Raw genomic sequence first — 23,947 nt, 5'->3', positions numbered from 1 at the left:
GTATCCAGTTCACGCAGGCGAGGAAACACCGGGAAACCGGCCGGGAATCGCCGGCGACCGGCAGATCACCTGCCGGCACCCACGCCGCACAGGCCGGCCCAGTCGAACGGACCGAGATCGGGATGCTCCGCCCGGATCTCCCGTTGCGCGTGTCGCAGGGCCGTGAGCACCGGTACGCCCCGCCCCACCTGGTGGACGAGCCGCGCGCCGACGTGCGCCGACGCCACGCTGCCGATCCGCCCGATGCCGGCGACCACCGTGTCGGCACCACCGAGCAGGGCACCCACGGCCAGACTCAACGGGTCGTAGCCGTACCGACTCGACGCCGTGCCGCTCCAGCAGCCGTTCAGGACCACCAGCGGCGGCAGCCGTCGGGGGGCGAGGCCGTCCATCGTGACACCGTCCGGCCCCAGCAGCGCGGCGGCACCGGGACGGTCACCGTGCCCCGAGACGTACAACAGCGCCGGATCCGCCACCTGGTCGACCGCCGACAGCCCGGCGACGTGCCGGTGGCCGCCGGGCCAGCCGTCGAGGGCGGCCGCTTCGACGCGATGGCCGGGCAGGCCGTGGTCGAGCAGGCTCACCGCCGGGCCGGTCGGCGTCGCGCCGGGGGCACGGGTCAGCAGCAGCTCCAGCGTCCGCAGGCTCGGCGTCAGACTCACCTCGGCCACGTCGCAGAGGTACGCACCGTCGCGGCGCAACGCGGCGTGCGGCAGGTGCCACAGTCTCGGGTCCGGGGTGATCGCCACCGATCGGGGACGCTCCGGCGAACCGGCCCAGACGGCCGGATCGGGCAGCAGGAACGCGCCGAGTTCCTCCCACACCGCGCGGGGTACGCCACGGGGCGGCAGTTGGACCCCGGCGACCAGGCTGTCGAGCCGGTCCGCCAACGCCGCGGAGGCGGTGCGCAGGGCCGCCCGCCACGCGCCGTGCCGGGGTCTGGTCAGGACCGACGACCACCAGCCGTCCGGGCCGCGCCCCAGGTTGACGACCACCACGACGTCGGCCATCGTGTCCAGGACTGCCGGCGGCGGCAGGTGACCCGGCAGCGGTGGCAGCGACACGCGGTCGGGAGCCCGTCCGGAGCGGATCGCCCCGACGGCGAGCCGGGCCACCGCGAAGACCTGGTCGGCCGACCCGGGATCGGCCGGCGGCGCGGCTATCCGGGACTCGGCGACGGTGCCCTCCGACCCGCCCGACCGGGTGGCGAGCAGCTGGTTCAGCACGTCCGCGCGGCCCGTCTCGGCGACGCGTGCGGTGCTCTCCGGCTCGTCGAGGCCGGTGTGGGCCAGCACCGCCGCCTGGTACACCTCCTCCCGCTGGGCGTGCATCGCCCAGCGCACCCCCGGTTCGTGCAGCGAGTCGCGTTGCAGGTCGGCGGCGAGCAGTGCGCCCCGCCCGGCGGCGTGCCGCAGCGACGGCGACAGCGCGTCGGTCTCCGGCGTCCGGTGCAGGTCGTGCAGCGCGAGCATGGTCCGGTTGAGGTCCTGCCGTCCCGGACGTCCGGCCAGGTCGAGCACCACGGCCAGGTGCCCGGCCACGGTCGCCCCGTCGCCGCCCGAGGCGATGAGGTTGCGGGCGACGTGTCGGTGCCAGCGCAGCGCCTCCAGCGTGTCGGCCCGCTCGTAGTACGGCCTCGCCTCCTCCAGGGTGGCCGCGACGGCGGCCGTGTCCCCCAGGCTCTGCAGGACCTCGGCCCGCTCCAGCAGGACCTGACCGAGCCGGTACGCGTCGCCGCGCGCCCGGAACCGGTCCGCCAGGTCGGCGGTGATACGCAGCGCCTCCTCGGGCCGCCCCAGCGCGCGCAGCGCCGCGACCTCGCGCACCCGCGTGTACAGGAGGTTGTTCTCGCTCACGCCTTCGAACGCCGCCGCGGCGCGCCGGTAGGCGGCGAGCGCCTCCTCCGGCCGCCCGAGGACGATCTCCAGACCACCCCCCCGGAGCGAGACCAGCCCTCGGGTGAACGCGTCGACGTCCCGGGTCTCGGCGAGTTCGCGGGCCTCGCGCAGGAGTTCCCGGGCGGTCACCAGCTCGCCCTGGATCCGCTGGACCGCCGCCGCCTGCAACAGGGCACGCACGTGCCGCCCGACGACACCGGGTGCGTCGGCGTACCGGTGGCACACCGCGATGGCCCGCTCGCAACAGGACAGGGCCTCGTCGTACTGGCAGGCCACCTCCCGCACCGCCGCCAGTTCCCGCCACGCCTGCGCGTGGAGCCGGGCGGTGTCGGCGCCCAGGGGTTCCCGCAGCAGGACGCGGTTCCACACCTCGGCGGCGGTGAATCCCCCGCTCAGCCGGTGCCACTGGGCGAGGATGACGACCGCGTCGTGGAACCGTCCCCGGTCGCCCGTCCGCAGCGCCACCCGGCTCTCGGCCAGCAGGAGCCGGAGCGCCAGGGCGCGGTGCTGTTCCCGCCAGGCCACCGCGGACTGCCGTTGGTAGAGATCGGCCAGGGGTTCCCAGCCGCGCTCCGCGTACAGGCGTTCGGCCGCGGTCCGGTGGGGATGGTCCGGCGGCAACGCGGCGGCGGGATCGACGAGGTGGTCGAGAAGGGTCGACCATGGTCCGGGACGGCTCATCGTGCCACCATCCCACCCACACCATCGACTGTGGACTGTCATCATGGTGCCCATGACACACTCGGCTCCCGGGCAGGCGGTCGTCAAGTTCGTCGAGGACGTCGACGACGCGGCCCGGGCGCGGCTCACGGCCCGGCTGGAGCACCTGGGGCTGTCGGCGCGGACCGGGCTCGACCTGGGTGACCGGGGCCCCCTGTGGGAGCGGTTCAACCCGGTGGCGGTGGTCACCCTCCTCGACGATCTCGCCGGCGTGGGCGCGGAGGTCGTCACCGGGGTGACCCGGGTCGCCCGGGACTGGTTGATCGCCACGGCCGTGCCGGGTTTCGTCGAGGTGGAACTGCGTTCCACCGACCGGGTGATCCGGGTCCGGGCGCGCGATCCCGAGGCGGCGACCCGACTGCTCGCCACCGTCCTGCCCGACGCCCCCACCGGGCCGCTGGGATGGACCGGCAACGGGTGGGCCCCGGAGCCGGAGCCGGCCGCCGGCCCCGCCGGGGGCCGGTCGCCCCGGGTGCTCGCGCTGGACACCCACTGGTTCTCCGCCAAGGGCGGGCTGAGCACGTTCAACCGTGCCCTGTGCGCCGCGCTCGCCCGGGCCGGCGCGGGCGTCGTCTGCGTCGTGCTCCGGCCGTCCCCGGAGGAGATCGCCCACGCCCGGGCCGCCGGAGTCACCCTGGTGGCCGCTCCCCCGGCGGCCGCCGACAGCGCCGAGCGGGACGCGCTGCTCCGCCGGCCGCCGCTGCCCGACGGCTGGGAGCCGGACCTCGTGGTAGGGCACGGCCGGATCACCGGTGGACACGCCCGGATCCTGGTCGAGGACCACTTCCGCTCGGCTGCCCGCGCGCACGTCGTGCACACCTGGTCGGACCACATCGAGTGGCAGCGCCGGGACCGTCCCGACGCCGGCGCCATCGCCGAACGGCGCTGGAAGGAGGACATCGAGCTGGCCCGTACCGCGACCCGCGCCTTCGGGGTGGGGCCGCTGCTGCACGGTCTCCTCGAACGGGACCTGTCCGCCTATCCCGACGTCGCCGCGCCCGGACGGATCGACCCGGGCTTCGACCTCGACGACGACACGCCCCGGACCCCGTCCCGCTGGCACCAGCGCCAGGTGATGCTCTCCGGGCGGCTCGACGACTGGCCGGTCAAGGGGCTCGACCTGGCGGCGCGCGCGGTGGGTGCGGCGGTGGAACTGCTCAGCCCGGGCGGCACCGAGCCGGAACTGCTGCTGCGCGGCGTGCCGCCGACCGAACACGGGACGCTGCGGGAGATGGTCCTCGGGTGGGCGGGCCGCCCCGGCCTGCAGGTCACTCCCCGGGCCTACTCGACCAACGCGGGCGACGTCCGCGACGACCTACGCCGGGCCAGCCTGGTGCTCATGCCCTCCCGGGCCGAGGGTTTCGGCCTGGTCGGACTCGAGGCCATCGTCGCCGGCACCCCGTTGCTGGTCAGCGCCAACAGTGGGCTGGGGAGGCTGCTGCACGAGGTGCTGCCGCCGGAGGACGCGGCGCTGGCCGTACTGCCGATCGACGTCGACGAGTCGGTCGCCACGCGGGTCTGGGCCGCCCACACGGCCCGGGTCCTGCGCGATCCGTCGGGTGCCTTCGCCGCGGCCGAGCGGATCCGCCGGACCATGGCCGATCGGGTCACCAGCGCGGACGCGGCGGCGGCCGTGCTGCGCACGCTGCCCTGACGGTCGCCGGCAGCCCAGCCGGCCTGATCACCGCGCTGTCGCGGGTCGACGCGCTCAGCGCACCGGCCCTCTTCACGCTGCTCACGCTCTACTCGCTGACCAGCCCGCTCACCTCGGGCGGGGTCCGCACGCTCTTCGCGCGGTTCATCCCCGAAGCCGCCTACGACCGGGCGAACGCCCTGGACCTCAGCACCTTCCCGGTGATCGACGTCGTCGGGCCGCTGACCGCCGGCACCCTCTTCGCCTGGATCGGCCCCGATCCGACGCTCGTCTGCGTCCGCCCGGTTCCTCATCCCCGGTGGGACGTGACTGGCCCTGCCGGCCAGCGCCTCGAATTCGCAAGGGTCGTGACATCGGCACGGGACCGACCGTCCGGACCTGCCGGAATGGCCTTTCCGGACGCATTCCGCCACCGGTCCGGGAATCCCCGCCCGAAAGCCTCCACGGCGGGCGCACCTGCCGTACGGTGCAGGGGCGACAGCCCACCGGACCCCGTCCCACCAGCGCCGACGCGGTCACGGCACGACCGCCCCGCCGCCGGTCAGGAGCGGCCGGCACGACCGCGACCGACCGACGCGGCGGTGTCCAGCGATGGGGCCGAATTGAAGGGTTCTTTCTGGGGGTTTGATTTCCGAACCCCTAAACGAACGTTCACACCCTTGCCTGCTTCGCAATTGTCAGGTTAATTTCTCCGGGTTTACCGCACCCTGTGCCCAGGAGAGCGCCTGTGGACCTCACCCTGACCTTTGACGCCGCGTACGCAGCGCACGCCGCGGTCGTCGTGTCGACCGTCGCCGAGTCGAACCCGGGCGAGACGCTCCGGTACTGGCTGATCGCCGCGGACGACGTGTCAGCCTCCTCGCGGGCCGCCATCGCCAAGGCGGCGGGGCCACACGCCTCCATCGAGTACCTGAAGGTGGACGCCTCCGCGGTCGACCTGCCCAAGGGGAACGACCCGGTGATGGCGTACCTCTCCCCGGCGATGTACCTGCGCCTGCTGGTGCCCGCCGCGCTGCCGCAGGACGTGGAGCGGGTGCTGTACCTCGACTGCGACACCCTGGTGACGAACAGCCTCCAGCCGCTGTTCGAGATGGACATGGGCGGCGTCCCGCTCGGCGCGGTCCGCGACCCGTTCAACCGCCGGCTCTACGACATGGGGGGCATCCCGGGCCTGGCGGCGTACGAGAATCTCGACCCCAAGGGCTTCTACTTCAACTCCGGGGTGCTGCTGATCGACGTCGCCCGGTGGAAGGAGTGCGAGGTCACCGAGAAGTCGCTGGCCTACCTCGTCCGCCACGCACACGAGTCGCGCTACCCGGACCAGGACGCCCTGAACTACGCTACCTACGGCAACTGGCTGCGCCTGTCCCACCGGTGGAACGACCTGATGGCCTGGCGGCTGGAGCCGGAGTTCGGCGGCAAGCTCAGCGATTCGGCCATTCTCCACATGGCCGGACCGGTCAAGCCGTGGCAGCCCGGCTTCGCCAAGGGCGCCCGGCGGGACCTGTACTGGCGGCACCGACGCACCAGCGGGGGCCTGACCCGGACCTTCGGCAGGTAGACCTCAACCGGGGCGGTCGCCCGCTCCCCCGCCACCCACCCGGATCCGGTGTCCGGCGCGACCGGTCACGACCGCGCCGGACACCGGATCCTGGACGTTCACCGACCGGCCTGCGGCTACTCGGCGATCCGGGTACGGCCGCTCCACCGGAAGACCACCGGCGCGCCGTCGGCGACGCCTGCGGTGTCCCGCTCGAAGTGCTCGTACCCCCCGTAGTGGCGTACCTTGATCTTGTGCTCCACCAGGGGGACCCGGTGGCTGCGCAGTTCGGCCGGCAGGGTGGTCGGCCCACCCTCCAGAACCGCGTCGACGATACCGCCGGCCTCCCGGACGATGTCGGTTCGTACCTGTGCTGAGGAGGCGATCCGGTCGTCACCGTTGACGAAGGGATCCACCGTCCGGACTGTGGGGGCGGGATCGAAAGAACCTGTCATCGCACGACCTCCGTCGCTCGTCGTTCCGCCTCGCCATGCGCCGGTCCCTGCCGCGGCGCCGGTGCCGACGAGAGGGCCGCAGCGTCCCGTCAGCCGGAGACGCAAGCGGCGGGACCAATGGTCCCGCCGCAGGTGAGACGGCCCCTCGTCCGCCATGAACGTAATCCAGGTCACACCCGGCCAGAACCCTTAGTCGCCCCCTAGCCTGGGCTCCGCCGGCGCGCCACCGTCACGGGCGGAGCGGCCGGGCCCCTCACTCCCAGCGGAAGAAGCGGACCGCGAGCAGGCAACCGACCACGGCGGTGACCGCCAGGGCCACCAGCTGCGGTACGGCCGGAGCGTCCCCCGCCCACGCCGCGGCGACCGTGTCCACCGTGGCCCCCAGCGGCGAGTAGTCACCGATCCGCGCCAGCACGGCCGGCATCTGGTCGCGCGGCAGCCAGGCCCCGGCGAGGAAGAGCAACGGGAAGAAGAGCGTCGGACCGATGGACTGGGCCGACCGGGCCGACGGGGCGAGCGCGGCGATGAGCAGCCCGAGCCCGAACAGGCAGGCCACACCGAGCAGGAAGGCCAGCACGAAGCCCGGCACGTTGGCCGGGGCCGGCTGGTCCAGCAGGAACCGGACGCCGATGGCGGTCACCACCGCACCGGCCACGCCCATCGCCAGGTTGACCACCACCTGCGCGACGAGCAGCAGGGCCGGGTTGACCGGCGTGGTGGCGAGCCGGCGCAGCACCCGCCGTTCCCGGTAGATGCCCAGCGCCATCGGTAGGGTGAACAGGGCGAGCATCCCGATGGTGAGGGAGAGCGCGAGGGCCGGGAGGAACGTCAGCTCGCCGTGCTGACCGGTGCCCCCCTCCGTCGCGCCGCGCGAGGGCAGCCCGAACACGAGCATCAGCCCCAGCGGCAGGGCGAAGACGAAGAACAACGACACCGGCTCGCGCAGGAACAGCTTGGCCTCGACCGCGACGAGCTTGGACAGGGCGTTCACGATGACCTCTCGTCGATCGTCTGGGTGGCACCGGTCCGGACGGCACGACCGGTCAGGGAGACGAAGGCGTCGTCCAGGGTGGGCTGCTCCACGCGCAGCCCGCTGTAGCGGACCTTCCGGTCGGCCAGCGCCGAGAGCACCGCCTGGGCCACGCCTTCGGGGCCGCTCACGGTCACCTCGTCGCCGTTGCGGCGCACACCGGTCACCTCCGGCAGCGCGTCGAGCACCGCCTCGTCGAGCGGGTCGAGCGGACGGAAGTGCACCTGGTGGGCCGAGCCGACGCGGGCGAGGAGACCGGACGGGGTGTCGATGGCGACGACCCGGCCGCCGTCGATCACGGCGAGCCGGTCGCAGAGCCGCTCCGCCTCCTCCATGAAGTGGGTGACCAGCACGACCGTCACACCCCGGTCACGGATCCGTTCGACCAGGTCCCAGGTGTCCCGCCGACCCTGCGGGTCGAGCCCGGTGGTCAGCTCGTCCAGGATCGCGATCTCCGGACGCCCCACCAGGGCCAGCGCCACCGAGAGGCGCTGCTTCTGGCCACCGGAGAGCTTGTGGAAGGCCGTGTCCCGCTGACTGGTCAGACCGAGATCCGCCAGGAGTTCGTCGATGTCGGCCCGGTTGCGGTAGAAGGACCGGTACAGGTCCAGGGCCTCGCGCACGCGCAGCTTGTCGGGGAGCTGGCTCTCCTGCAACTGGGCGCCGACCCGCTGGCGCACCTCCGTGCGGTCCCGCACCGGGTCGAGACCGAGCACCCGGATCTGCCCACCGTCGGCGCGGCGCAGCCCCTGCACGCACTCGACGGTGGTGGTCTTCCCCGCGCCGTTCGGTCCGAGCACGCCGAAGATCTCGCCCTGCTCGACCGTGAAGGAGACGTCGTCGACCGCGACCTTGTCGCCGTACCGTTTGTGCAGGTGCTCGACTTCGATGACCGGCATGGGTGGTCCTCCGTCACGTGCGGCTGCCGTCGTGAGGGCGGGACCCTCGGGATGTCGCGGCGTCGGTGAGTGGGAAACGATCCGGAATCGACCCGGGGGCCGACGCCGCCCATCATCCGGGCAACCGAGGCGGTGATCAACCCGTTGGACGATGGATCGGGGTGTAGACCCGGAAACCACCGGCCCGTCAGGGGTTCTACGGGTTCACGCAGAGTGTCCGTCCTGTCGGTCAGCCGCCGAGGCAGAGCGCCGCCAGTTCCCCGACCCGGGTCAGGGTGACGTCCGGGGCGGCGGCCCGCAGGGTCTCCGGGTCCGACTCGCCCCAGAGCGCGGCCACCGCGACCACTCCGGCGCTCCGGGCGCTGGCCAGGTCCGCCGGCGCGTCGCCGACCATCAGCGCGCGTCCGGGTGGCACGTCCAGCAGGTCGAGGGCCCGGCGGACGATGTCCGGGGCGGGCTTGGGCCGGGGCACCTCGTCCGCGCCGACCACGTGGTCGACCAGGGGCAGCAGACCGACCCGGTCCAGGACGAACCGGGCCCGCTCCCCGCTGCGTCCGGTCGCCACGGCCAGGCCGATGCCGTGCCCACGCAGCTGTCGAAGGAGTTCCGGTACGCCGGGCACCGGCGTGACCAGGTGCGCCAGGCGGTTGCTCTCCCGAGCGAACGGTTCCGCCATCCCGGCCGGCAGGCCCATCAGCCGCAGCACCTCCGGCAGGTACCGGCCGGGGTGGCGACAGTACTCGTCGACCGGGACGACGCCGTCGCCGACCACCTCCCGGTAGGCGAGGGTGAACGCCGTGCGGGCCACCGCGAGACTGTCGACGAGCACGCCGTCGAGGTCGAGCACGACCGCACGGACCCCGCCGGGCACGAGCGGCCCACCCGCCGGGCCGGCTCCCACCGGGCCAGCTCCCACCGGGCCTGCGGAACCGGACACGGGTGCCACCTCCTCCGCCACCGCCGTGGTACGACACGCCCGGACCGATAGGGGTGGCCGACCCCCGTGCGGCCCGACTACGGTCGCAGGCGTCCGGCCGGACGCGTAGGGGCGTCCCGGCCGCCCACCGACCGTACCGGGGCCCGCGCCCCCGCCGGCCGGCGGCACGCCGCCGGGTGGTCCGCGCAGAAGGAGCGCCGTCGTGCCGCTGCTGAGCTGGCTGTCCGAGTCCACCGACGAGCGGCCGGACGCGATCCGGGTCGACGACCGGTCGGTGTCCTGGGTGGAGTTGCGCCGGACGGCCGCAGCGGTCGCCGACGACCTGCGCGGCGTCCGGCGGGTGGCGGTGACGGCCACCTCGGGCCTGGAGACCGTGGTCGCGGTCGTGGGCGGGTTGCTGGCCGGCGCGGCCGTGGTGCCGGTGCCACCGGACGCCGGGCCACGCGAGCGCGACCACATCCTGCGGGACTCGGGAGCCGAGGTCCTGCTCGGTCCCGCCGGCGCCGAGCCGACGGATCCGTCCGGTCCACCGGTCGTACCGGTCGATCTCGACCGGCGGTCGGACACCCACCATCCGGAGCCGGCGCCGGAGGCCACCGCGCTGATCCTCTACACCAGTGGCACCACGGGCGCACCCAAGGGCGTGGTGCTCTCCCGGCGGGCGGTCGCCGCCTGCCTCGACGGCCTCGCCGACGCCTGGTCCTGGACGCCGGACGACCGGCTGGTGCACGGCCTGCCCCTGTTCCACGTCCACGGTCTCGTCCTCGGTGTGCTGGGCCCGCTCCGGCTGGGCAGCCGGTTGCACCACGTCGGCCGTCCCCGCCCCGAGCGGTACGCGAGCGCGGCCGGCACGCTCTACTTCGGCGTACCCACGATCTGGTCGCGGATCGCCGCGGACCCGGCCGTGGCCCGGGCGCTGCGCCCGGCGCGGCTGCTGGTGTCCGGGAGTGCCGCGCTGCCGGAGACCGTCTTCGGCGGTCTCGCCGCGCTGACCGGTCACCGGGTCGTCGAGCGGTACGGCATGACCGAGACCCTGATCACCGTCAGCGCCCGGGCGGACGGGCCGCGTCGGGCCGGCACGGTGGGACTGCCGCTGCCCGGCGTGCAGACCCGCGTGGTGGACGAGCGGGGCGACGCCGTACCCACCGACGGGGTCGCCATGGGCGAACTCCAGGTCCGGGGGGCCACCCTCTTCGACGGGTACCTGCACCGGCCGGACGCCGACGCGGCGAGCCGGACGCCGGACGGCTGGTTCCGCACCGGCGACGTGGCCACCATCGGTCCGGACGGCTGGCACCGGATCGTCGGCCGGGCCGCCACCGACCTGATCAAGAGCGGCGGCTACCGGATCGGCGCGGGTGAGGTCGAGGACGCGTTGCTGGCCCACCCCGGCGTCCGGGAGGCCGCGGTGGTGGGGATCCCGCACCCGGACTTGGGGCAGCAGGTGACCGCGTTCGTGGTGGGCGACGGCGTACGGGAGACCGAGCTGATCGAGTTCGTCGCCCGGCACCTGTCGGTGCACAAGCGGCCCCGGCAGGTACGGCTGGTCGACGACCTCCCCCGTAACGCGATGGGCAAGGTGCAGAAGAACCTCCTCACCGACGTCTGACGCCCACCGCCGCTGGGGTGCTCGTTGGTTGCAGGGGCCCCCTGCTACCGCCTGGTGATGAGCAAGGTGCCCCTGCAAACACCCGACGCGGGTGCCGGGCGCGTGCCGTCAGGCGGTTGGCGGAAGGGTGACGGCGGTGAGGATCAGTCCGTCGTCGACGAGGAACCGGCCGGGGAAGGTGGTCACCTGCGTGCCCCCCAGTACCGGCCCGGGCACGAGCAGCCGGGCGGCGAACGTCCCGTCCGGATCGACCACGATGTCGGCCTCGGAGAAGTCCAGCCATCGGCCGGTCAGCGGAAACCATGCCTTGTAGACCGACTCCTTGGCGCTGAAGAGCAGGCGGTCCCAGCACACCGTCGGGTCGGTGGCGCGCAGCGCGGCCGTGCGTGTCCGCTCGGCGGGCAACGCGATCGCGTCGAGCACCCCGTCGGGCAGCGCCGCGTGTGGTTCGGCGTCCACCCCGACGGAGGCGACCGACGCCGCGGGGGCGAGGGCCGCACCCCGGTAGCCGTCGCAGTGGGTCATGCTGCCGACGACGCCGGTCGGCCAGATGGGCACGCCCCGCGCACCGGAGAGGACCGGGGCCGGGGGGATGCCCAGCCGGGCCATGGCGCGGCGGGCGCAGTCCCGCACCGTGGTGAACTCCCGGCGGCGTTTCTCCACCGCGTTCGCGACCAACGGTTCCTCGTCGGGGTGGAGCGTCAGGTCGGTCGGGTCGGTGAAGGACTCGACCACCACGACGGCCGGGGGCAGGATCCGCTCGATCACACCCGGCATGCTAGGCGCCGCGTCGTCCCGCGCCGACCCCGGAAGCGTCGCCCGCGACCCGCCGGTAGGGGTCGACTACGGGTGGCCGGCGGGGTCGGTGACGCCGTCGGTCCGGGCGTCGACCGGTCGGGCGGTGCTCCGGAAACTCACCCCGCAGCGATCAGCAGGGACTTCCTGACCCGCCCCTGGGCGCTGCGGGGCAGTTCGGCGACGAAGTACACGCGACGGGGCCGGTGGGCGGCCGACAGCATCCGTCCGACGTGGTCGATGAGCATCTGCGCGGTGAGTCCGTCCGCCGCCACGACGTACGCGACGATCATCTCGCCGAGGGCGCGGTGCGGCGCGCCCACCACGGCGACGTCGTGGACCCCGGGGTGGGTGAGCAGGACCTCCTCGACCTGCCGGGCGGGTACCGCCTGGTTACGGCAGTGCACCACGTCGGCCCGACGCCGACCGAGGATCCGGTGGCAGCCGTCCGGGGCGACGGTGGCCAGGTCTCCGGTGGCGTGCCACCCGTCGCCGGGGGTCACCTGGTCCGGTTGGCCGACGTACCCGCTGAACAGCGTCGGCCCGCGGATGCTCAGTTCGCCGACGGACTCGCCGTCGGCGGGCACCGGCCGCCCGTCCCCGCCGAGCAGGCGGGTCTGCACGCCGGGCAGGGCGATCCCGGCGGTGTCGGGGGTACCGCGCGCGTCGGCGCGGCCGGTCACCGCGATGAGGGTCTCCGTGGTGCCGTAGCCCTGGATGAGGGAGTGCGAGGTGAGCAACCGGATCCGCTCGTTCACCGCCGGTGCGAGCGGCGCGTCGCCGGAGACCAGGATCCGCGCCCCGGACAGGGCCCGGGCGCACGGGACGTCCCGGGCGATCCGTGCCCACTGGCCGGGCACGGCCAGGTAGATGGTGCCGACCGGACCGGTGGCCGGGAGCTCGTCGAGGTGGACGAAGCGGCTACCCACCCGCAGCGCGCCGAACAGGCCGGCGACGAGGCCGTAGGCCCGGAAGAGCGGCGCCTTCTGGACGAGGACGTCGTCGGCGCACCACCGCCAGGCGTCCGCCAGCAGGTCCAGCTCGGTGGCGATCGCCCGGCGGGAGATACGGACGCCGCGTGACGATCCGCCGGCCCCACCGGTGTACAGGATGACCGCGTCGGCGGTGGGTTCCGCCTCGGGCTGGGTTGCCCAGGACCGCTGCCGCAGGTCGACGGGGACGACGGGCAGGTTCGTACCGTCGGCGGCGGCACCGAGGAACAGGTCCGCGCCGGACTCGCGCAGGATGCGGCGACGCTCCTCCGCCGGGGCCAGCGGCGGCACCGGCACCAGCGGTACGCCCGCCTGGAGGGCTCCCACCATGCCGACCATCGCCTCGATGCTCGGCGTGGCCTCGACCGCCACCGCGCGTGCGCCCCGGATCCGGTCGGCGACGGCGTTGGCGCAGCCCTCGAGAGCCTCGCTGGAAAGGGTCCTGCCGGCGACCCGGAGCGCGTCGGCCCGGTCGACGCCGGACCCGCGGAGTGCCGGCAGCAGAGTCATCCGAGTTAACCCCTGTCGGCGGCGTCGACGAGTCTCGGCAGTGGCTGGAGCATCGCGCCAGGGAACCCTTCGTACTCCGGGTGTGCGGGGGCCTCGGTGTCCGGTCGTCTCCCAATCGGAGCGGATTCCCCGAAATTAGGCTGCCCCCGGGTCGCCGACAACCCCTAGCCTGCTTGTCGGCCCACACCTGCGGGGCGGGGGCACGGGGTGTGCCACGTCCCGCCTCGACGACGGCGGCAGCCGTCCGACGCGCTCCGGTGCGGTCGGCCCGCCGATCACCGGCGGAGCACTGCCGGCGCGGGCCGGCGAGGGCCGAATGCCCACACGAAGGTGCGCCTGTTTCCGCCAATAGTTCCCCGGTTGGGGCGAAGGCGTGGGCAACGGCCCGGAAGGGTCGGCGAGAACCGCGTCGCAGAACGGCGCACCGCCGATGGTCGCAATCCACGGCGCTGACCGAAAACCAATCAGCATTGATCGGGGTTTTGCTTTCCCGATTCAATTACTCATTGACGGACGGTTTGCCCCACTCCGCGCCGACCGAATGCGAAAAGGCGCCAATGGGGCCGGGACGGGCCGGCGAAACGATACCGCATCCGGGATCCCCGGCGGCGGCGGGGCGGATCCGACAGCGACGCGACGCCGGGCGGCGCACCCGCGCGGGGACCGCCGCACCCGGCCGGCGGGACCCCCGGGGCCGAACCCCCTCCCGCATGTCAGCGGGTCGGAACCATGTGTGACGAGGATCCGGCCTGACCGCACAGAGGCGGGCGACAGGACGCCACAATCGGCCCCACGCCAGCCAGGGCCCACCGCCGGACGAGCCCCGAGTCGGAGAGCGTGCCGCCACCCGCGTCCCCCAATACCGGACAGCCACGGATGAAATGGACGCCACCCGCGACCGGAAGCGCTCCCGGCGTCGCAGTCGGCGGCATAGCCGTTCACGAACGCAATGCCGGTACCCTGAAAACACATTGGCGGGTAGCCTGCAATACGCCACGACCAGCCGGGAGAGGATGTTCGATGTCACGCTCCGAATCGCCACTATGACGTTACGCTTCCGGCCGGACGGCACCTCGCACGGCCAGTGGCGCGACAGAGCAGGTTTGTCTATCCTTTACATGGATCGACTTGCCGCTCAATTGCTGGACTGCCATACTCCACATCATGCACTGAGATCGATAGCCGGGGACACGTCGGAGCAGCCCCCGAATTAGGGAATGCATGGGCACACGCCGCACGAACGTCATCGGCCTCCGCAGCAAAATTGGTCAAGGATTTGTGGGTCTCTGACTTCGTTGAGTGACATGGGAGACCACAGCGGATGGACAACCAGGCGACCTCGGTCACCGCGCCCGCCACAGGACCCGCCCGATGACGCTCACCGAGCGGGACCGGCAGCTCGACATCCTGACGCATCGGCTCAACGACCTACTGCGGGCCGACGAGCCGTCGCTGTCCGGACCGGTGACGGTGGTGAGCGGGCCGGTCGGTACCGGCAAGACCAGCCTGTTGCAGACGTTCGCCCGGCGGTGCGCCGAGGCCGACGTCAGCTTCCTGGTCGCGAGCGCCTCCCGCAGCGAGCGCACCGTGCCCCTGGAGATCATCCGCCAACTGGTCCGTCGGGCGTCCCTGGACGAGAGCACCCGGGACCGGCTCGGGCGGTTGCTCGACCGGGGTGCCCTCGCCTGGTCCGAGGCGCACGACGACGGCGGGGATGCCCTCGCCCCACTCACCGCCGCGATCGGCGGTGAGCTGCTGGCACTCGCCGCGCAGCGGCCCCTGGTCATCGCGGTCGACGACGTGCACCACGCCGACGGGCCGTCGCTGCACTGCCTGGCGTACCTGGCCCGACGCGTCACCGGCCTGGCCGTGCTGATCGTCCTCACCGAGGCGCACCGCACCCGGCCGTGGCATCCCACCATCCACACCGAGCTGTTGCAGCCCGCGCGGTCGCACCGCGTACGGCTCCCCCTACTCTCCCCCGACGGGACCTACCGCGTCCTGGCCGACCGGCTCGGCGCTCCGGTGGCCCGCCGTATCGCCGACGAGGCGCACCGGATCAGCGGCGGCAACCCCCTGCTGGTGCACGCCCTGGCCGACGACCACCTCACCGGCGCGGGTGGTGACCGGCCGGTTACCGGAGAGGCCTTCCGCGAGGCCGTGGTGAGCTGCCTCTACCGGTGCGAGCACCTCGTGCTGAAGGCCGCCCGGGTGCTCGCGGTGACCGGTGGGCCGACGCGCGGCCCGCTGCTGCCCCTGCTTCTCGACCTTCCCGGGGAGCCGGACGTGCGTGCGGTCGACGGTTCGACCAGCGCGGGTCTGGTCACCGAGGAGGGGCTCCGGCACCCGGCGGTCGTCCGGGCGGTGCTGGAGAGCATGACGGTGGAGGAGCGCGGCCGGTTGCAACGGGCCACCGCCCGCCTGCTCCACGACGACGGCGCGTCACCCGAACGGATCGCCCCGCACCTGCTCAAGACCGACGGGCTCGACGAACCCTGGATGCTCCAGGTGCTGCTGGAAGCCGGCGAACAGGCCCTGACCGACGGTGACGCCGACGGGGCGCGACAGTACCTGCGACGGGCCAACCGGGACGCCACCGACGACTGTCTGCGGGCGCGGATCCGTTCCGTCCTCGCCCGCGCGGAGTGGCGGCTCGATCCGCAGGCCGCCGTCCCCCACCTGCTCGGCGTCGCCTCCGCCGTCCAGGCCGGGCACCTCAGCAGCCGGCAGGCCGCGGGCCCCATCCAGTACCTGCTCTGGCACGGGCAGACCGACCGCGCACTCGAACTGATGCGGCACCTCGGGGAACGCGCCGAGGGTCACGACCCGCACTCCGCCACCGACCTGATCGTCATGAAGAGCTGGATGTCCACCCTCTATCCGGGGACCCCGGCCGGCGGCCCGACCGCCCACTCGGCGGGGCGGGACCCGCTGACCCTCGCCCGGGTCAAGGGGCAGCTCCGGGGCGTCACCCTGCTCGGCACGGCGCTGGAACGGGGCGACACCAGCGTGGCCGAGGACGCCGACCACGTCCTCGCCACCCTCCGCCCGGACGACGAGACGAGCATCTGGAACGCCGTCTGCGCGGTGATCGCCCTGATCTACGCCGACCGGCTCGACCTCGCCGGTGACTGGTGCGAACGGCTGGACCACGGCGCCACCGGCCGGCACCGTACCCCGCGTGCGCTGCTCGCCGCCCTCGCCGCCGCGGTGGCCGGTCGCCGGGGTGACCTCACCCGGGCCCGGGAGTTGACCGAGGTGGCCCTGAGCCGGCTCTCCCCCACGGGGTGGGGTGTCCTGATCGGCATGCCACTCGCCGTCCGGCTCCGGGTGCTGACCTGCCTCCAGGAGTGGGACGAGGCCGCCGCCTGCCTGCGTACACCGGTACCGCTGGCTCTCTTCGAGACCCCGTTCGGCCTGCACTACCTGCATGCCCGTGGACTGCACGCGCTCGCCTCCGGCAACCCCGAGGTAGCGCTGGCCGACTTCCAGCTCTGCGGTCAGCTGATGACCTCCTGGCGGCTGGACCTGTCCTCCCTCGTGCCCTGGCGCACCGAGGCGGCCCGCGCGCTGCGGCACATGGGCCGCCGGCAGCAGGCCGAGAAACTCGTCCGGGAGGAACTGGACCGGCTGCGTCCGGACCAGGCCCGGCTCCGGGGAGCCGCGCTGCGGGTGCTGGCCACCGTCGAGGAGGGCACCGACCGTGTCCGGCACCTGCGCGGCGCCGTACGGCTGCTGCGGCAGTGCGGTGACCGGGTGGAGCTGGCCCACGCCCTCACCGATCTCGGGCACGCGTACCAGCAGGCGGGGGACCTGCGACAGGCGCGGGAGGTGTCCCGGTGCGCCCGGGTCGTCGCCGACGAGTGCGGGATTCCGGTGCTGCGGCCGACGGCCCGGCCCACCCGCAACGGCGCGGGCGACCCCGGGGACGAGTCGATGGTCCTGCTCACCGGGCTCAACGACACCGAGTCCCGGGTGGCCACGCTGGCCGCGCAGGGGCACACCAACCGGGAGATCGCCGAGAAGATGTTCCTCACGGTCAGCGCCATCGAACAGCGCCTGACCCGCATCTACCGCAAGCTCGACGTCACCTCCCGCAGCGAACTGGCCGCCCGGCTCCGGCTCGACCGCTGACCCCTCCCGGCACCAACCGACCGTCGACGCCGCCCGGCGTCGACGGTCGGTGGCCGTTCGCACGAGGTGCACGCCACAAAGAGGTGGTGACACCATGAGTAGAACAGCTACCATTGGGTGTCCGTGCTGCCACGCTGACTGTCCGTAGCGTCGCGCCGGCCGTCCATGGCGTCCTACCGCCCGTCCATCCTGGCGTCGCCGGTTGTTCACCCGGATCGCCGGATACCCCTGACGGCCAGCGGCGCAACCCCTAACGGCCTATTCGGACCACAGGTTTACCCGCGCAACGGTGGGGTCTCGCGACCGTTGTCGCACATCAGTGCCGATGCCAGACTCCCTGCAACCGGATCACCGTCCGCTATCGGCGGCGGTCCGGAGGGCAGGATCCAGGTCCACCCGGCGGCGCGGCCCGGTGCACGTCCACCCCTACCCGGCACTCGGGTACGGGTGGAGAGGGGCCGCAGGCGGCATCGGGGGGGGCGGTGCCGGGCGACGTGACCTGTGCGGCACCGCGTATGAGAAAGGCTGACACAAACGGTGCTGGTGCAGCGAGAGGAACAGATCACCCGGCTGCGGGAAGCCTTCCGGATGTGCGAGAAGCAGCAACGGGGACACGTCTCGCTCGTGACGGGCGCGGTGGGCAGCGGCAAGACCAGCGTGCTGGAGGCGTTCGGCGAATGGGCGGCCGACGCTGGCGGGCGGGTGCTCAGCGCCGCGGGTTCCCGGGCGGAACGCGGACTGCATCTGGGCGTGCTGGGGCAGCTGTTCCACAGTGCGCGGCTCGGCCCGGAGACCGCGGAGCGGATCGAGAACCTGATGCGGGAGGCCCCGTCCGTCGTCCCCCTGCTCGAGGCGAGCCTGGAGACGACGGACGAGTCGTCGGCGTGCAACCGGGCGTGGGCGCCGGTGCTGCACGGCCTGTTCAACGCGCTGCTCGACCTGGCCGAGCCCGGACCGCTGGTGCTGACCATCGACGACGTCCACCACGCCGACCCGGCGACCCTGCACTGTCTGCTGTACGTCACCCGCCGGCTGCGGCACGCCCCGATCGTCGTGGTGCTCACCGAGGCCAAGATGCTCCGTCCGCCGCACCCGCACTTCCGGGCCGAGCTGTTCAGTCAGCCGCACTTCACCCGGATCACCCTGCCGCCGCTGACCGTCGAGGCGATCGCCCAGCTGGTCGACGGCGGGGCCGAGGCCGCCGCACGGGAGACCGCCGAGCGCTGCCTGAACGTCACCGGCGGCAACCCGCTGCTCACCCGGGCACTCATCGACGAGCAGCTCCGCGAAGAGTCCGACGAGGACCCCGCCCCCGACACCACCTTCGGGGACGCCTTCGACCAGGCGGTGCTCGGTTGCCTCTACCGCCACGAGCCGGGGGTCCGGCGGGTGGCGCAGGCCCTGGCGGTGCTCAGTCGGCCCGCGCCGAACGAGCTGCTGGGCCACCTGCTCGACATCGTGCCCGAGTCGGTCGTACCCGCCGTGCGGGTGCTGCGCACCTCCGGGCTGATGAACGGCGACCAGCTGCGACACCCCCGCATCCAGCGGTCCATCCTGGCCGACATGTCCCCGGAGGAGCGCCGGGGTCTGCACCAGCGCGCCGCCGAGGTGCTGCACGAACACGGTGTCGACCCGCGTACGGTGGCCGAGCACCTGGTCGCCGCCGGCTGGGCGGGAGCCGCCTGGACCGTGCCGGTGCTCCAGGACGCCGCCGCGCACGCCCTGGCCTCCGGACGACCGGACGAGGCCGCCGCCTGCCTCCGGCTGGTCAGCCGGGCCGACGTGGACGACCAGCAGCGCACCACCACCACGGCGATGCTGATCAACGCCCGGTGGCAGGTCAACCCGCTGACGGTCAACGGACACCTCACCCAGCTGGTGCGGACGGCCCGGGACGCCGGCTGGCCCGCCGACGCGACCCTGTCCACTGTGCCGTACCTGCTCTGGCAGGGCCGTGCGGAGGAGGCCGGCGAGGCCATCGCCGGCTGCGTCACCGACGACGACCAGGGCCACTCGGCCGACGCCAGTCGGTTGCGGGCCATGCGGCTGATGCTCTCCCTCTCCCACCCCGACCACCTCCCGGCGGTACGGGAGGCGGTCGCCGCGGGGGGTCGGATGCCGGTCCTGCCCGCCGTCGGTCACCTGCAACTGCACGCCCTGACCGTGCTCGGCTCGGCGTTGACACCCGCCGCCGAGCAGGACGCGGTGGCCACCGCCGAGCAGCTGCTGCACCGGCACCACACCGACGACGGCGTCCTCCCCGTGTTGACGGCCCCGCTGCTGGCGCTGCTCTGGTCGGGCCGGTCGGACCGGGTGGCGGTCTGGAGCGCGGCGCTGCTGGACCGTCCGGCGGTGCGGCACACTCCGGTGGTACGGGCGGTGATCCGCGCCCTGCGCGCCGAGGCGGCCCTGCGTCTGGGTGACCTGTCCAGCGCCGAGCAGCACGCCCGGGCGGCGCTGGAGGACCTGCCCGTCCCGGCCTGGGGGGTGGCCGCGGCCGGCCCCCTGGCCACCCTGATCGCCTGCGCGACGGAGTCCGGCCGGCACGGCGAGGCCGACCAGTGGCTGGCCCAGCCGGTGCCGCCCGGCGCGTTCCGCACCCCGCTGGGCGTGCACTACCTGGCCGCGCGGGGCCGGCACCACCTGGCGCTGGGCCGGGCCCACGCGGCAACGGCCGACCTGCGCCGCTGCGGGGAACTGATGCGGACGTGGGGCATCGACGTCGCTGGCCTGGTCCCCTGGCGGTTGGAGCTGGCCCGGGTGCAGCTCAGCGTGGGCAACAAGGCGCACGCCACCCAGCTGCTCCAGGAGCAGCTGCGCGTGCCGCACGGCGTGGACGAGCGGACCCGTGGTCGTACGCTCCGGCTGCTCGCCACCACCGCCGCCCCGGACCACCGGCGCAAACTGCTCTCCGAGGCGGTCAACCTGCTGCAGAACTGCGGCGACCGGCTGGAGCTGGTCCGGGCGCTGGGCGACACCGGGCAGACCCTGCAACGGGCCGGCGACTGGGCGCAGGCCCGGCTGCTGGTCCGCCGGGCCTACCACCTCGCGCAGGACTGCGGGGCGCCGGTGCTGGCCCAACGGCTGGTCCGCCGCGAGCCGGGCGGGTTGCCGGCGTACCCGCCGGCCGAGACGCCCGAGCCGGAGGACGGGCTGAGCGAGGCCGAACGGCGGGTGGCCGCGCTCGCCGCCCAGGGGCACACCAACCGGCAGATCTCCAGCAAGCTGTTCATCACGGTGAGCACGGTCGAGCAGCACCTCACCCGGGTCTACCGGAAGCTCGACGTCAAGCGCCGCACCGACCTGCCGGCCCGGCTCGTCGCCTACGCGGAGCCGCTGGCCGAGGAGGTACAGGGCGCGGCGACCTGACACCACGACGGGGCGCGTGCCGGGTGCTCCCGGTGCGCGCCCCGTCGTCGTGGGTGCGGTCGGTGGGTGACACCCTCGGTCGCGACCTCGGTGGGCGTCAGACCGCCACCGGGGCGGGAGTCCGGTCGGCCGCCGTGGCCCGCAGCCGCAGCACCAGGTCGGCGGCGGCGACGACGCCGCCCGCCTGCCGCAGCCGCCCGCGCCACAGCTCCGCCCGGTGCCGGAAGACCGGATCGGTCAGCAACCGGTGCAGCTTGGCGACCACGTCCTCGACGTCCAGCGGGTCCTCCTGTTCGGCGGCGAGCCCGATGCCGGCGTCGACGACCCGGACCGCGCCGTCGTGGCAGTCGAGCCAGAACGGCATCACCAGTTGCGGCACCCCGAACCAGGCCGCCTCGTGGATCGCGTTGGCGGCGGCGTGGTTGAAGAACACCCGCACGTTCGGGTGTGCCAGCACCTCGACCTGCGAGGGCAGCCACGACTCGATGCGCAGGTTCGCGGGCAGGTCCCCGGCCGGCGGGAGGAGGTGCTGCCGCCCGGCCGGTAGCTTCCACAGCACGTGGTGCTCGGGCCCGAGCCGGGCGGCCACCTCGACCAGCGCGGCCACCTGGGCGGCCGACGGCCGCATGATGGTGCCGAAACCGATGTAGACCACCGACGGGTGGGCGTCGAGCCATGCGCGCAGCTCCGCGCCCTCCGGGCTCGGCGTGACGTCCGGCCGCACCATCGAACCGACCATGCGCAGGTTCGCCGGGGCGGTGTCGAACGGGTACTCCAGACCGAACACCGTGTAGGCCAGCAGGGCCTGGGCGGCGTCCGCGTACCGGCTGGGACTCAGCTCGGCGTTGCTGATCCCGGCGGCCCGCCGGCGCTCGGCGGCGGCGGTGCTGCGCGCCAACCGGTCCGGCTCCGTCAGGGCGGCCAGCAACGCCGCCCGGTGGCGGTCGTTGGCGGCCCGCTGGCTCGGGTTCATGTGCAGCGGCAGGCCGGACAGCGGTGTCGGGTACGCCGACGGGAGACTGTCCTGCAGGAAGTTCGACGGCGGCACGGAGACGCTGACGACGTACGGGACGCCCCGGGTGGTCGCCGCGTCCATCCCGTACGTGGCGAACGAGTCCACCACGGCCAGGGCCGGTTCCACCTCGTCGACCAGCTCCAGGCACCGCTCGTAGAGGTGGTGGAGGTGGTCGTGGTCGGTCGAGGCGTCGACGTAGCTGACGAAGTTCTCCACCCGCGACCCGGTGGACATCCGCTGGTGCTTCTCGTCGTCCCAGTGCTCGGGGCGCATCTCGAGCCGGGCCGGCCCGAGCGACAGGAACCGTACGTCACCGTCGCCGGGCAGCGCCTCGATGTCGGCCCGACGCTCGTCGGTGCAGGCGAACCGGACCGACCCGACGCCCCGGCGCTTCAGCTCGCCGGCCAGGGTGAGCAGCGGGTTGAACAGCCCGGCGCTTCCCGAGCTGACGATCAGCAGCGGACGTTCGTCGAACGTCGTCACCGTCGTCCCCCCTAGTCCATCGCCCGGCGCATGAAGCCACGGATTCCGGTGAGGGTGAAGAACACGAACACCACGGTCAGGACCAGCAGGTCCAGCCAGAGCGGCACCGACTCGACCCCGGGCGGCGCGACCAGCGACCGGGTGGCCTCGCTGACGTAGGTGAGCGGGTTGAGCGCGCAGATCACCTGGAACCAGCGCATCGAGTCGAGCCCGCGCAGCGGGAACTGGGTGGCGCCGGTGAACATCAGCGGCGTCATGATCACGGTGAACATGATCTGGATCAGGTTCGGCGGGACCAGCGTGCCGAAGGTCAGCCCCATGGCCGCGCCGACCAGCGAACCGACCACCAGCACACCGAGCACCGGCAGCACCGTCGACAGCGGCCAGGTCACGCCGAGCATCAGCATCCCGATCGGGATGAGCAGCAGGCCGGCGATCAGACCCCGGATCGCGCCGAAGACGATCTTCTCGATGGCCACCAGCGGGATCGCCATCGGGGCCAGCAACCGGTCCTCGATCTCCCGGGTGAACGAGAAGTCCATCACCATGGGCAGCGCGGTGTTCTCCAGGCCGATCAGGAACGCGTTGAGCGCGATCACGCCGGGCAGCAGCACGTTGGCGAAGTTGTCGCTGGCGTAGCCCAGGTCGCCCAGCACCTTGCCGAAGATCAGCAGCATGAACAGCGGCTGGATGAGAACCTGGGCGACGAAGCCGACCAGTTCCCCCCGGCTGGTGACGAAGAGGTCGCGCCAGAGCACCGCGCGGAAGGTGGCGAACTGGTCCGACCAGCGCACCGGCGGGGGCGTCGCGGCGGACGTCGGCGCGGACGGTGTGACGGGGGCGGTGACGCTCACCGAAGTTCCCTTCCGGTCAGGTGGATGAACACGTCTTCCAGGCTGGGCTGGCCGATGCTGAGGTCGCTGACCGCGCAGTTCAGGTCGGTCAGGATCTTCAACGCCATCGGCACCGCGTTGGCCGGGGCCCCCGAGGTGTAGAGGCGGAACGACAGCGTGGTGTCCGGGTCGGCGGTGACCTGCGGGGCCGGCGTCGGCATCGGGGGCATGCCCGGCATCATCGGCATGCCCGCGGCCGGCGCGGCCGGGGCGCCGCCGGGACGCAGCCGTTCCACCCGCTCCACGTCCGGGATGTTGTCCAGGGCGGCCTGCACCTCCTCGGCGGGGGCGCCGGCGGCGACGACCAGGATCAGCGTGCTGCTGCCCGGCAGGGTCCGGGTCAGCGCGGCCGGCGTGCCGAGGGTGAGCAGCTTGCCGTGATCGACGATGCCGACCCGGTCGCAGACCTTCTCCGCCTCGTCCATGTCGTGGGTGGTCACCACGACGGTGACCCCGGCCCGCTTCAGCTCGGCGATCCGGTCGTGCACGAAGAGCCGCGACTGGGGGTCGAGGCCGCCGGAGGGCTCGTCGAGGAAGAGCACCCGGGGCTCGTGCATGAGCGCGCGGGCGATCATGGTGCGCTGCGCCAGGCCACCGGAGAGGAAGTCGGTCCGGGACTTGGCGTGCTCGGCGAGCCCCATCTGCTCCAGCAGCTCGTCGGCCCGGCGGAGCCGCTGCGCCCGGGGGATGCGGTGGTACGCCGAGTGGAAGAGCAGGTTCTCCCGGACGGTCAGCGACCGGTCCAGGTTCACCCGCTGCGGGACGACCGCCAGCAGCTTCCGCGCCACAGCCGGTGCGCCCAGCACGTCCGCGCCGCACACGACGGCCCGGCCGGAGGTGGCCCGGACCCGCGTCGTCAGCACCCCGATCGTCGTCGTCTTGCCCGCGCCGTTGGGCCCGAGCAGACCGAAGACCTCGCCCGCGGTGACGGAGAAGCTCAGCCCGTCCACCGCCGGCGGCATGTCGGGCCGGTACTTCTTGACCAGCTCCTCGACCACTACTGCGTCGTCCACG

General features: G+C 73.4%; 15 protein-coding genes. 5 read left to right on the top strand and 10 right to left on the bottom strand.

Annotated elements, in window-relative coordinates:
- Positions 1-65: 65 nt before the first annotated feature.
- Positions 66-2,579, bottom strand: coding sequence for a CHAT domain-containing protein (locus IGA62_RS25185; protein ID WP_145818562.1), 2,514 nt, complete (start codon positions 2,577-2,579; stop codon positions 66-68).
- Positions 2,580-2,631: 52 nt separating this feature from the next.
- Here IGA62_RS25185 and IGA62_RS25180 point away from each other — a divergent pair, with 52 nt between their 5' ends.
- Both IGA62_RS25180 and IGA62_RS25175 read left to right on the top strand, forming a co-directional pair.
- Positions 2,632-4,272: a glycosyltransferase family 4 protein gene (locus IGA62_RS25180; RefSeq protein WP_145818563.1), complete on the top strand. Its 1,641-nt coding sequence runs from the start codon at positions 2,632-2,634 to the stop codon at positions 4,270-4,272.
- 727 nt (positions 4,273-4,999) lie between these two features.
- The gene (locus IGA62_RS25175) at positions 5,000-5,833 is read left to right on the top strand and encodes a glycosyltransferase family 8 protein (protein ID WP_186499880.1); all 834 of its coding nucleotides are present in this window, start codon (positions 5,000-5,002) and stop codon (positions 5,831-5,833) included.
- Between the two features lie 116 nt (positions 5,834-5,949).
- Here the strand turns inward: IGA62_RS25175 and IGA62_RS25170 are convergent, their stop codons facing one another.
- From IGA62_RS25170 to IGA62_RS25155, 4 genes are all read right to left on the bottom strand, one after another.
- Positions 5,950-6,228, bottom strand: a complete 279-nt coding sequence (locus IGA62_RS25170; protein WP_232624767.1) for a DUF5988 family protein — start codon at positions 6,226-6,228, stop codon at positions 5,950-5,952.
- Positions 6,229-6,520: 292 nt separating this feature from the next.
- On the bottom strand, positions 6,521-7,258 hold the full coding sequence (locus tag IGA62_RS25165) for an ABC transporter permease (RefSeq protein WP_145818565.1): 738 nt from the start codon (positions 7,256-7,258) through the stop codon (positions 6,521-6,523).
- Complete coding sequence (locus IGA62_RS25160) at positions 7,255-8,196, bottom strand: ABC transporter ATP-binding protein (protein WP_145818566.1); 942 nt, start codon at positions 8,194-8,196, stop codon at positions 7,255-7,257. Before IGA62_RS25160 ends, IGA62_RS25165 begins: the two co-directional genes overlap by 4 nt.
- A gap of 229 nt (positions 8,197-8,425) precedes the next feature.
- Entirely contained in the window at positions 8,426-9,097 is a 672-nt protein-coding gene (locus IGA62_RS25155; protein ID WP_198501287.1) for an HAD-IA family hydrolase, read from the bottom strand.
- A 238-nt stretch (positions 9,098-9,335) separates the two neighbouring features.
- Between IGA62_RS25155 and IGA62_RS25150 the strand changes: the two genes are divergently transcribed.
- The gene (locus tag IGA62_RS25150) at positions 9,336-10,742 is read left to right on the top strand and encodes an acyl-CoA synthetase (protein ID WP_145818567.1); all 1,407 of its coding nucleotides are present in this window, start codon (positions 9,336-9,338) and stop codon (positions 10,740-10,742) included.
- Between the two features lie 108 nt (positions 10,743-10,850).
- Here IGA62_RS25150 and IGA62_RS25145 read toward each other — a convergent pair whose 3' ends face one another.
- Together IGA62_RS25145 and IGA62_RS25140 are read right to left on the bottom strand one after the other, a co-directional pair.
- Positions 10,851-11,510 (bottom strand): 4'-phosphopantetheinyl transferase family protein, encoded by a 660-nt coding sequence (locus IGA62_RS25145; RefSeq protein ID WP_190289211.1) that lies wholly within the window; start codon positions 11,508-11,510, stop codon positions 10,851-10,853.
- Between the two features lie 146 nt (positions 11,511-11,656).
- Positions 11,657-13,039 (bottom strand): AMP-binding protein, encoded by a 1,383-nt coding sequence (locus IGA62_RS25140; RefSeq protein ID WP_145818568.1) that lies wholly within the window; start codon positions 13,037-13,039, stop codon positions 11,657-11,659.
- Positions 13,040-14,410: 1,371 nt separating this feature from the next.
- Between IGA62_RS25140 and IGA62_RS25135 the strand changes: the two genes are divergently transcribed.
- Together IGA62_RS25135 and IGA62_RS25130 are read left to right on the top strand one after the other, a co-directional pair.
- Positions 14,411-17,173, top strand: a complete 2,763-nt coding sequence (locus IGA62_RS25135) for a helix-turn-helix transcriptional regulator (protein WP_145818569.1) — start codon at positions 14,411-14,413, stop codon at positions 17,171-17,173.
- A gap of 537 nt (positions 17,174-17,710) precedes the next feature.
- Positions 17,711-20,542, top strand: a complete 2,832-nt coding sequence (locus IGA62_RS25130; RefSeq protein ID WP_145818570.1) for a helix-turn-helix transcriptional regulator — start codon at positions 17,711-17,713, stop codon at positions 20,540-20,542.
- Between the two features lie 97 nt (positions 20,543-20,639).
- Here IGA62_RS25130 and IGA62_RS25125 read toward each other — a convergent pair whose 3' ends face one another.
- Genes IGA62_RS25125 through IGA62_RS25115 form a run of 3 tightly spaced genes read right to left on the bottom strand, consistent with a single transcriptional unit; the run spans position 20,640 to position 23,946 of the window.
- Positions 20,640-22,040 carry a glycosyltransferase gene (locus tag IGA62_RS25125; RefSeq protein WP_145818571.1) on the bottom strand — a complete coding sequence of 467 codons (1,401 nt, stop codon included), beginning with the start codon at positions 22,038-22,040 and terminating at the stop codon, positions 20,640-20,642.
- Between the two features lie 11 nt (positions 22,041-22,051).
- Positions 22,052-22,894, bottom strand: a complete 843-nt coding sequence (locus IGA62_RS25120) for an ABC transporter permease (protein WP_145818572.1) — start codon at positions 22,892-22,894, stop codon at positions 22,052-22,054.
- Positions 22,891-23,946, bottom strand: a complete 1,056-nt coding sequence (locus tag IGA62_RS25115; RefSeq protein WP_145818573.1) for an ABC transporter ATP-binding protein — start codon at positions 23,944-23,946, stop codon at positions 22,891-22,893. Before IGA62_RS25115 ends, IGA62_RS25120 begins: the two co-directional genes overlap by 4 nt.
- Position 23,947: the final 1 nt, after the last annotated feature.

It is taken from the genome of Micromonospora sagamiensis (genome assembly GCF_014680085.1).
GTDB classification, from domain to species: domain Bacteria; phylum Actinomycetota; class Actinomycetes; order Mycobacteriales; family Micromonosporaceae; genus Micromonospora; species Micromonospora inyonensis.
Note: the sequence above shows the minus strand (reverse complement) of the source record. Positions and strands in the feature narration are given on the sequence as shown.

Excerpts from the sequence above, each read along its gene's own strand:
- IGA62_RS25185 (WP_145818562.1), bottom strand. The coding sequence starts at position 2,579 with ATGAGCCGTCCCGGACCATGGTCGACCCTTCTCGACCACCTCGTCGAT.
- IGA62_RS25180 (WP_145818563.1), top strand. The coding sequence starts at position 2,632 with ATGACACACTCGGCTCCCGGGCAGGCGGTCGTCAAGTTCGTCGAGGAC.
- IGA62_RS25160 (WP_145818566.1), bottom strand. The coding sequence starts at position 8,196 with ATGCCGGTCATCGAAGTCGAGCACCTGCACAAACGGTACGGCGACAAG.
- IGA62_RS25135 (WP_145818569.1), top strand. The coding sequence starts at position 14,411 with ATGACGCTCACCGAGCGGGACCGGCAGCTCGACATCCTGACGCATCGG.
- IGA62_RS25140 (WP_145818568.1), bottom strand. The coding sequence starts at position 13,039 with ATGACTCTGCTGCCGGCACTCCGCGGGTCCGGCGTCGACCGGGCCGAC.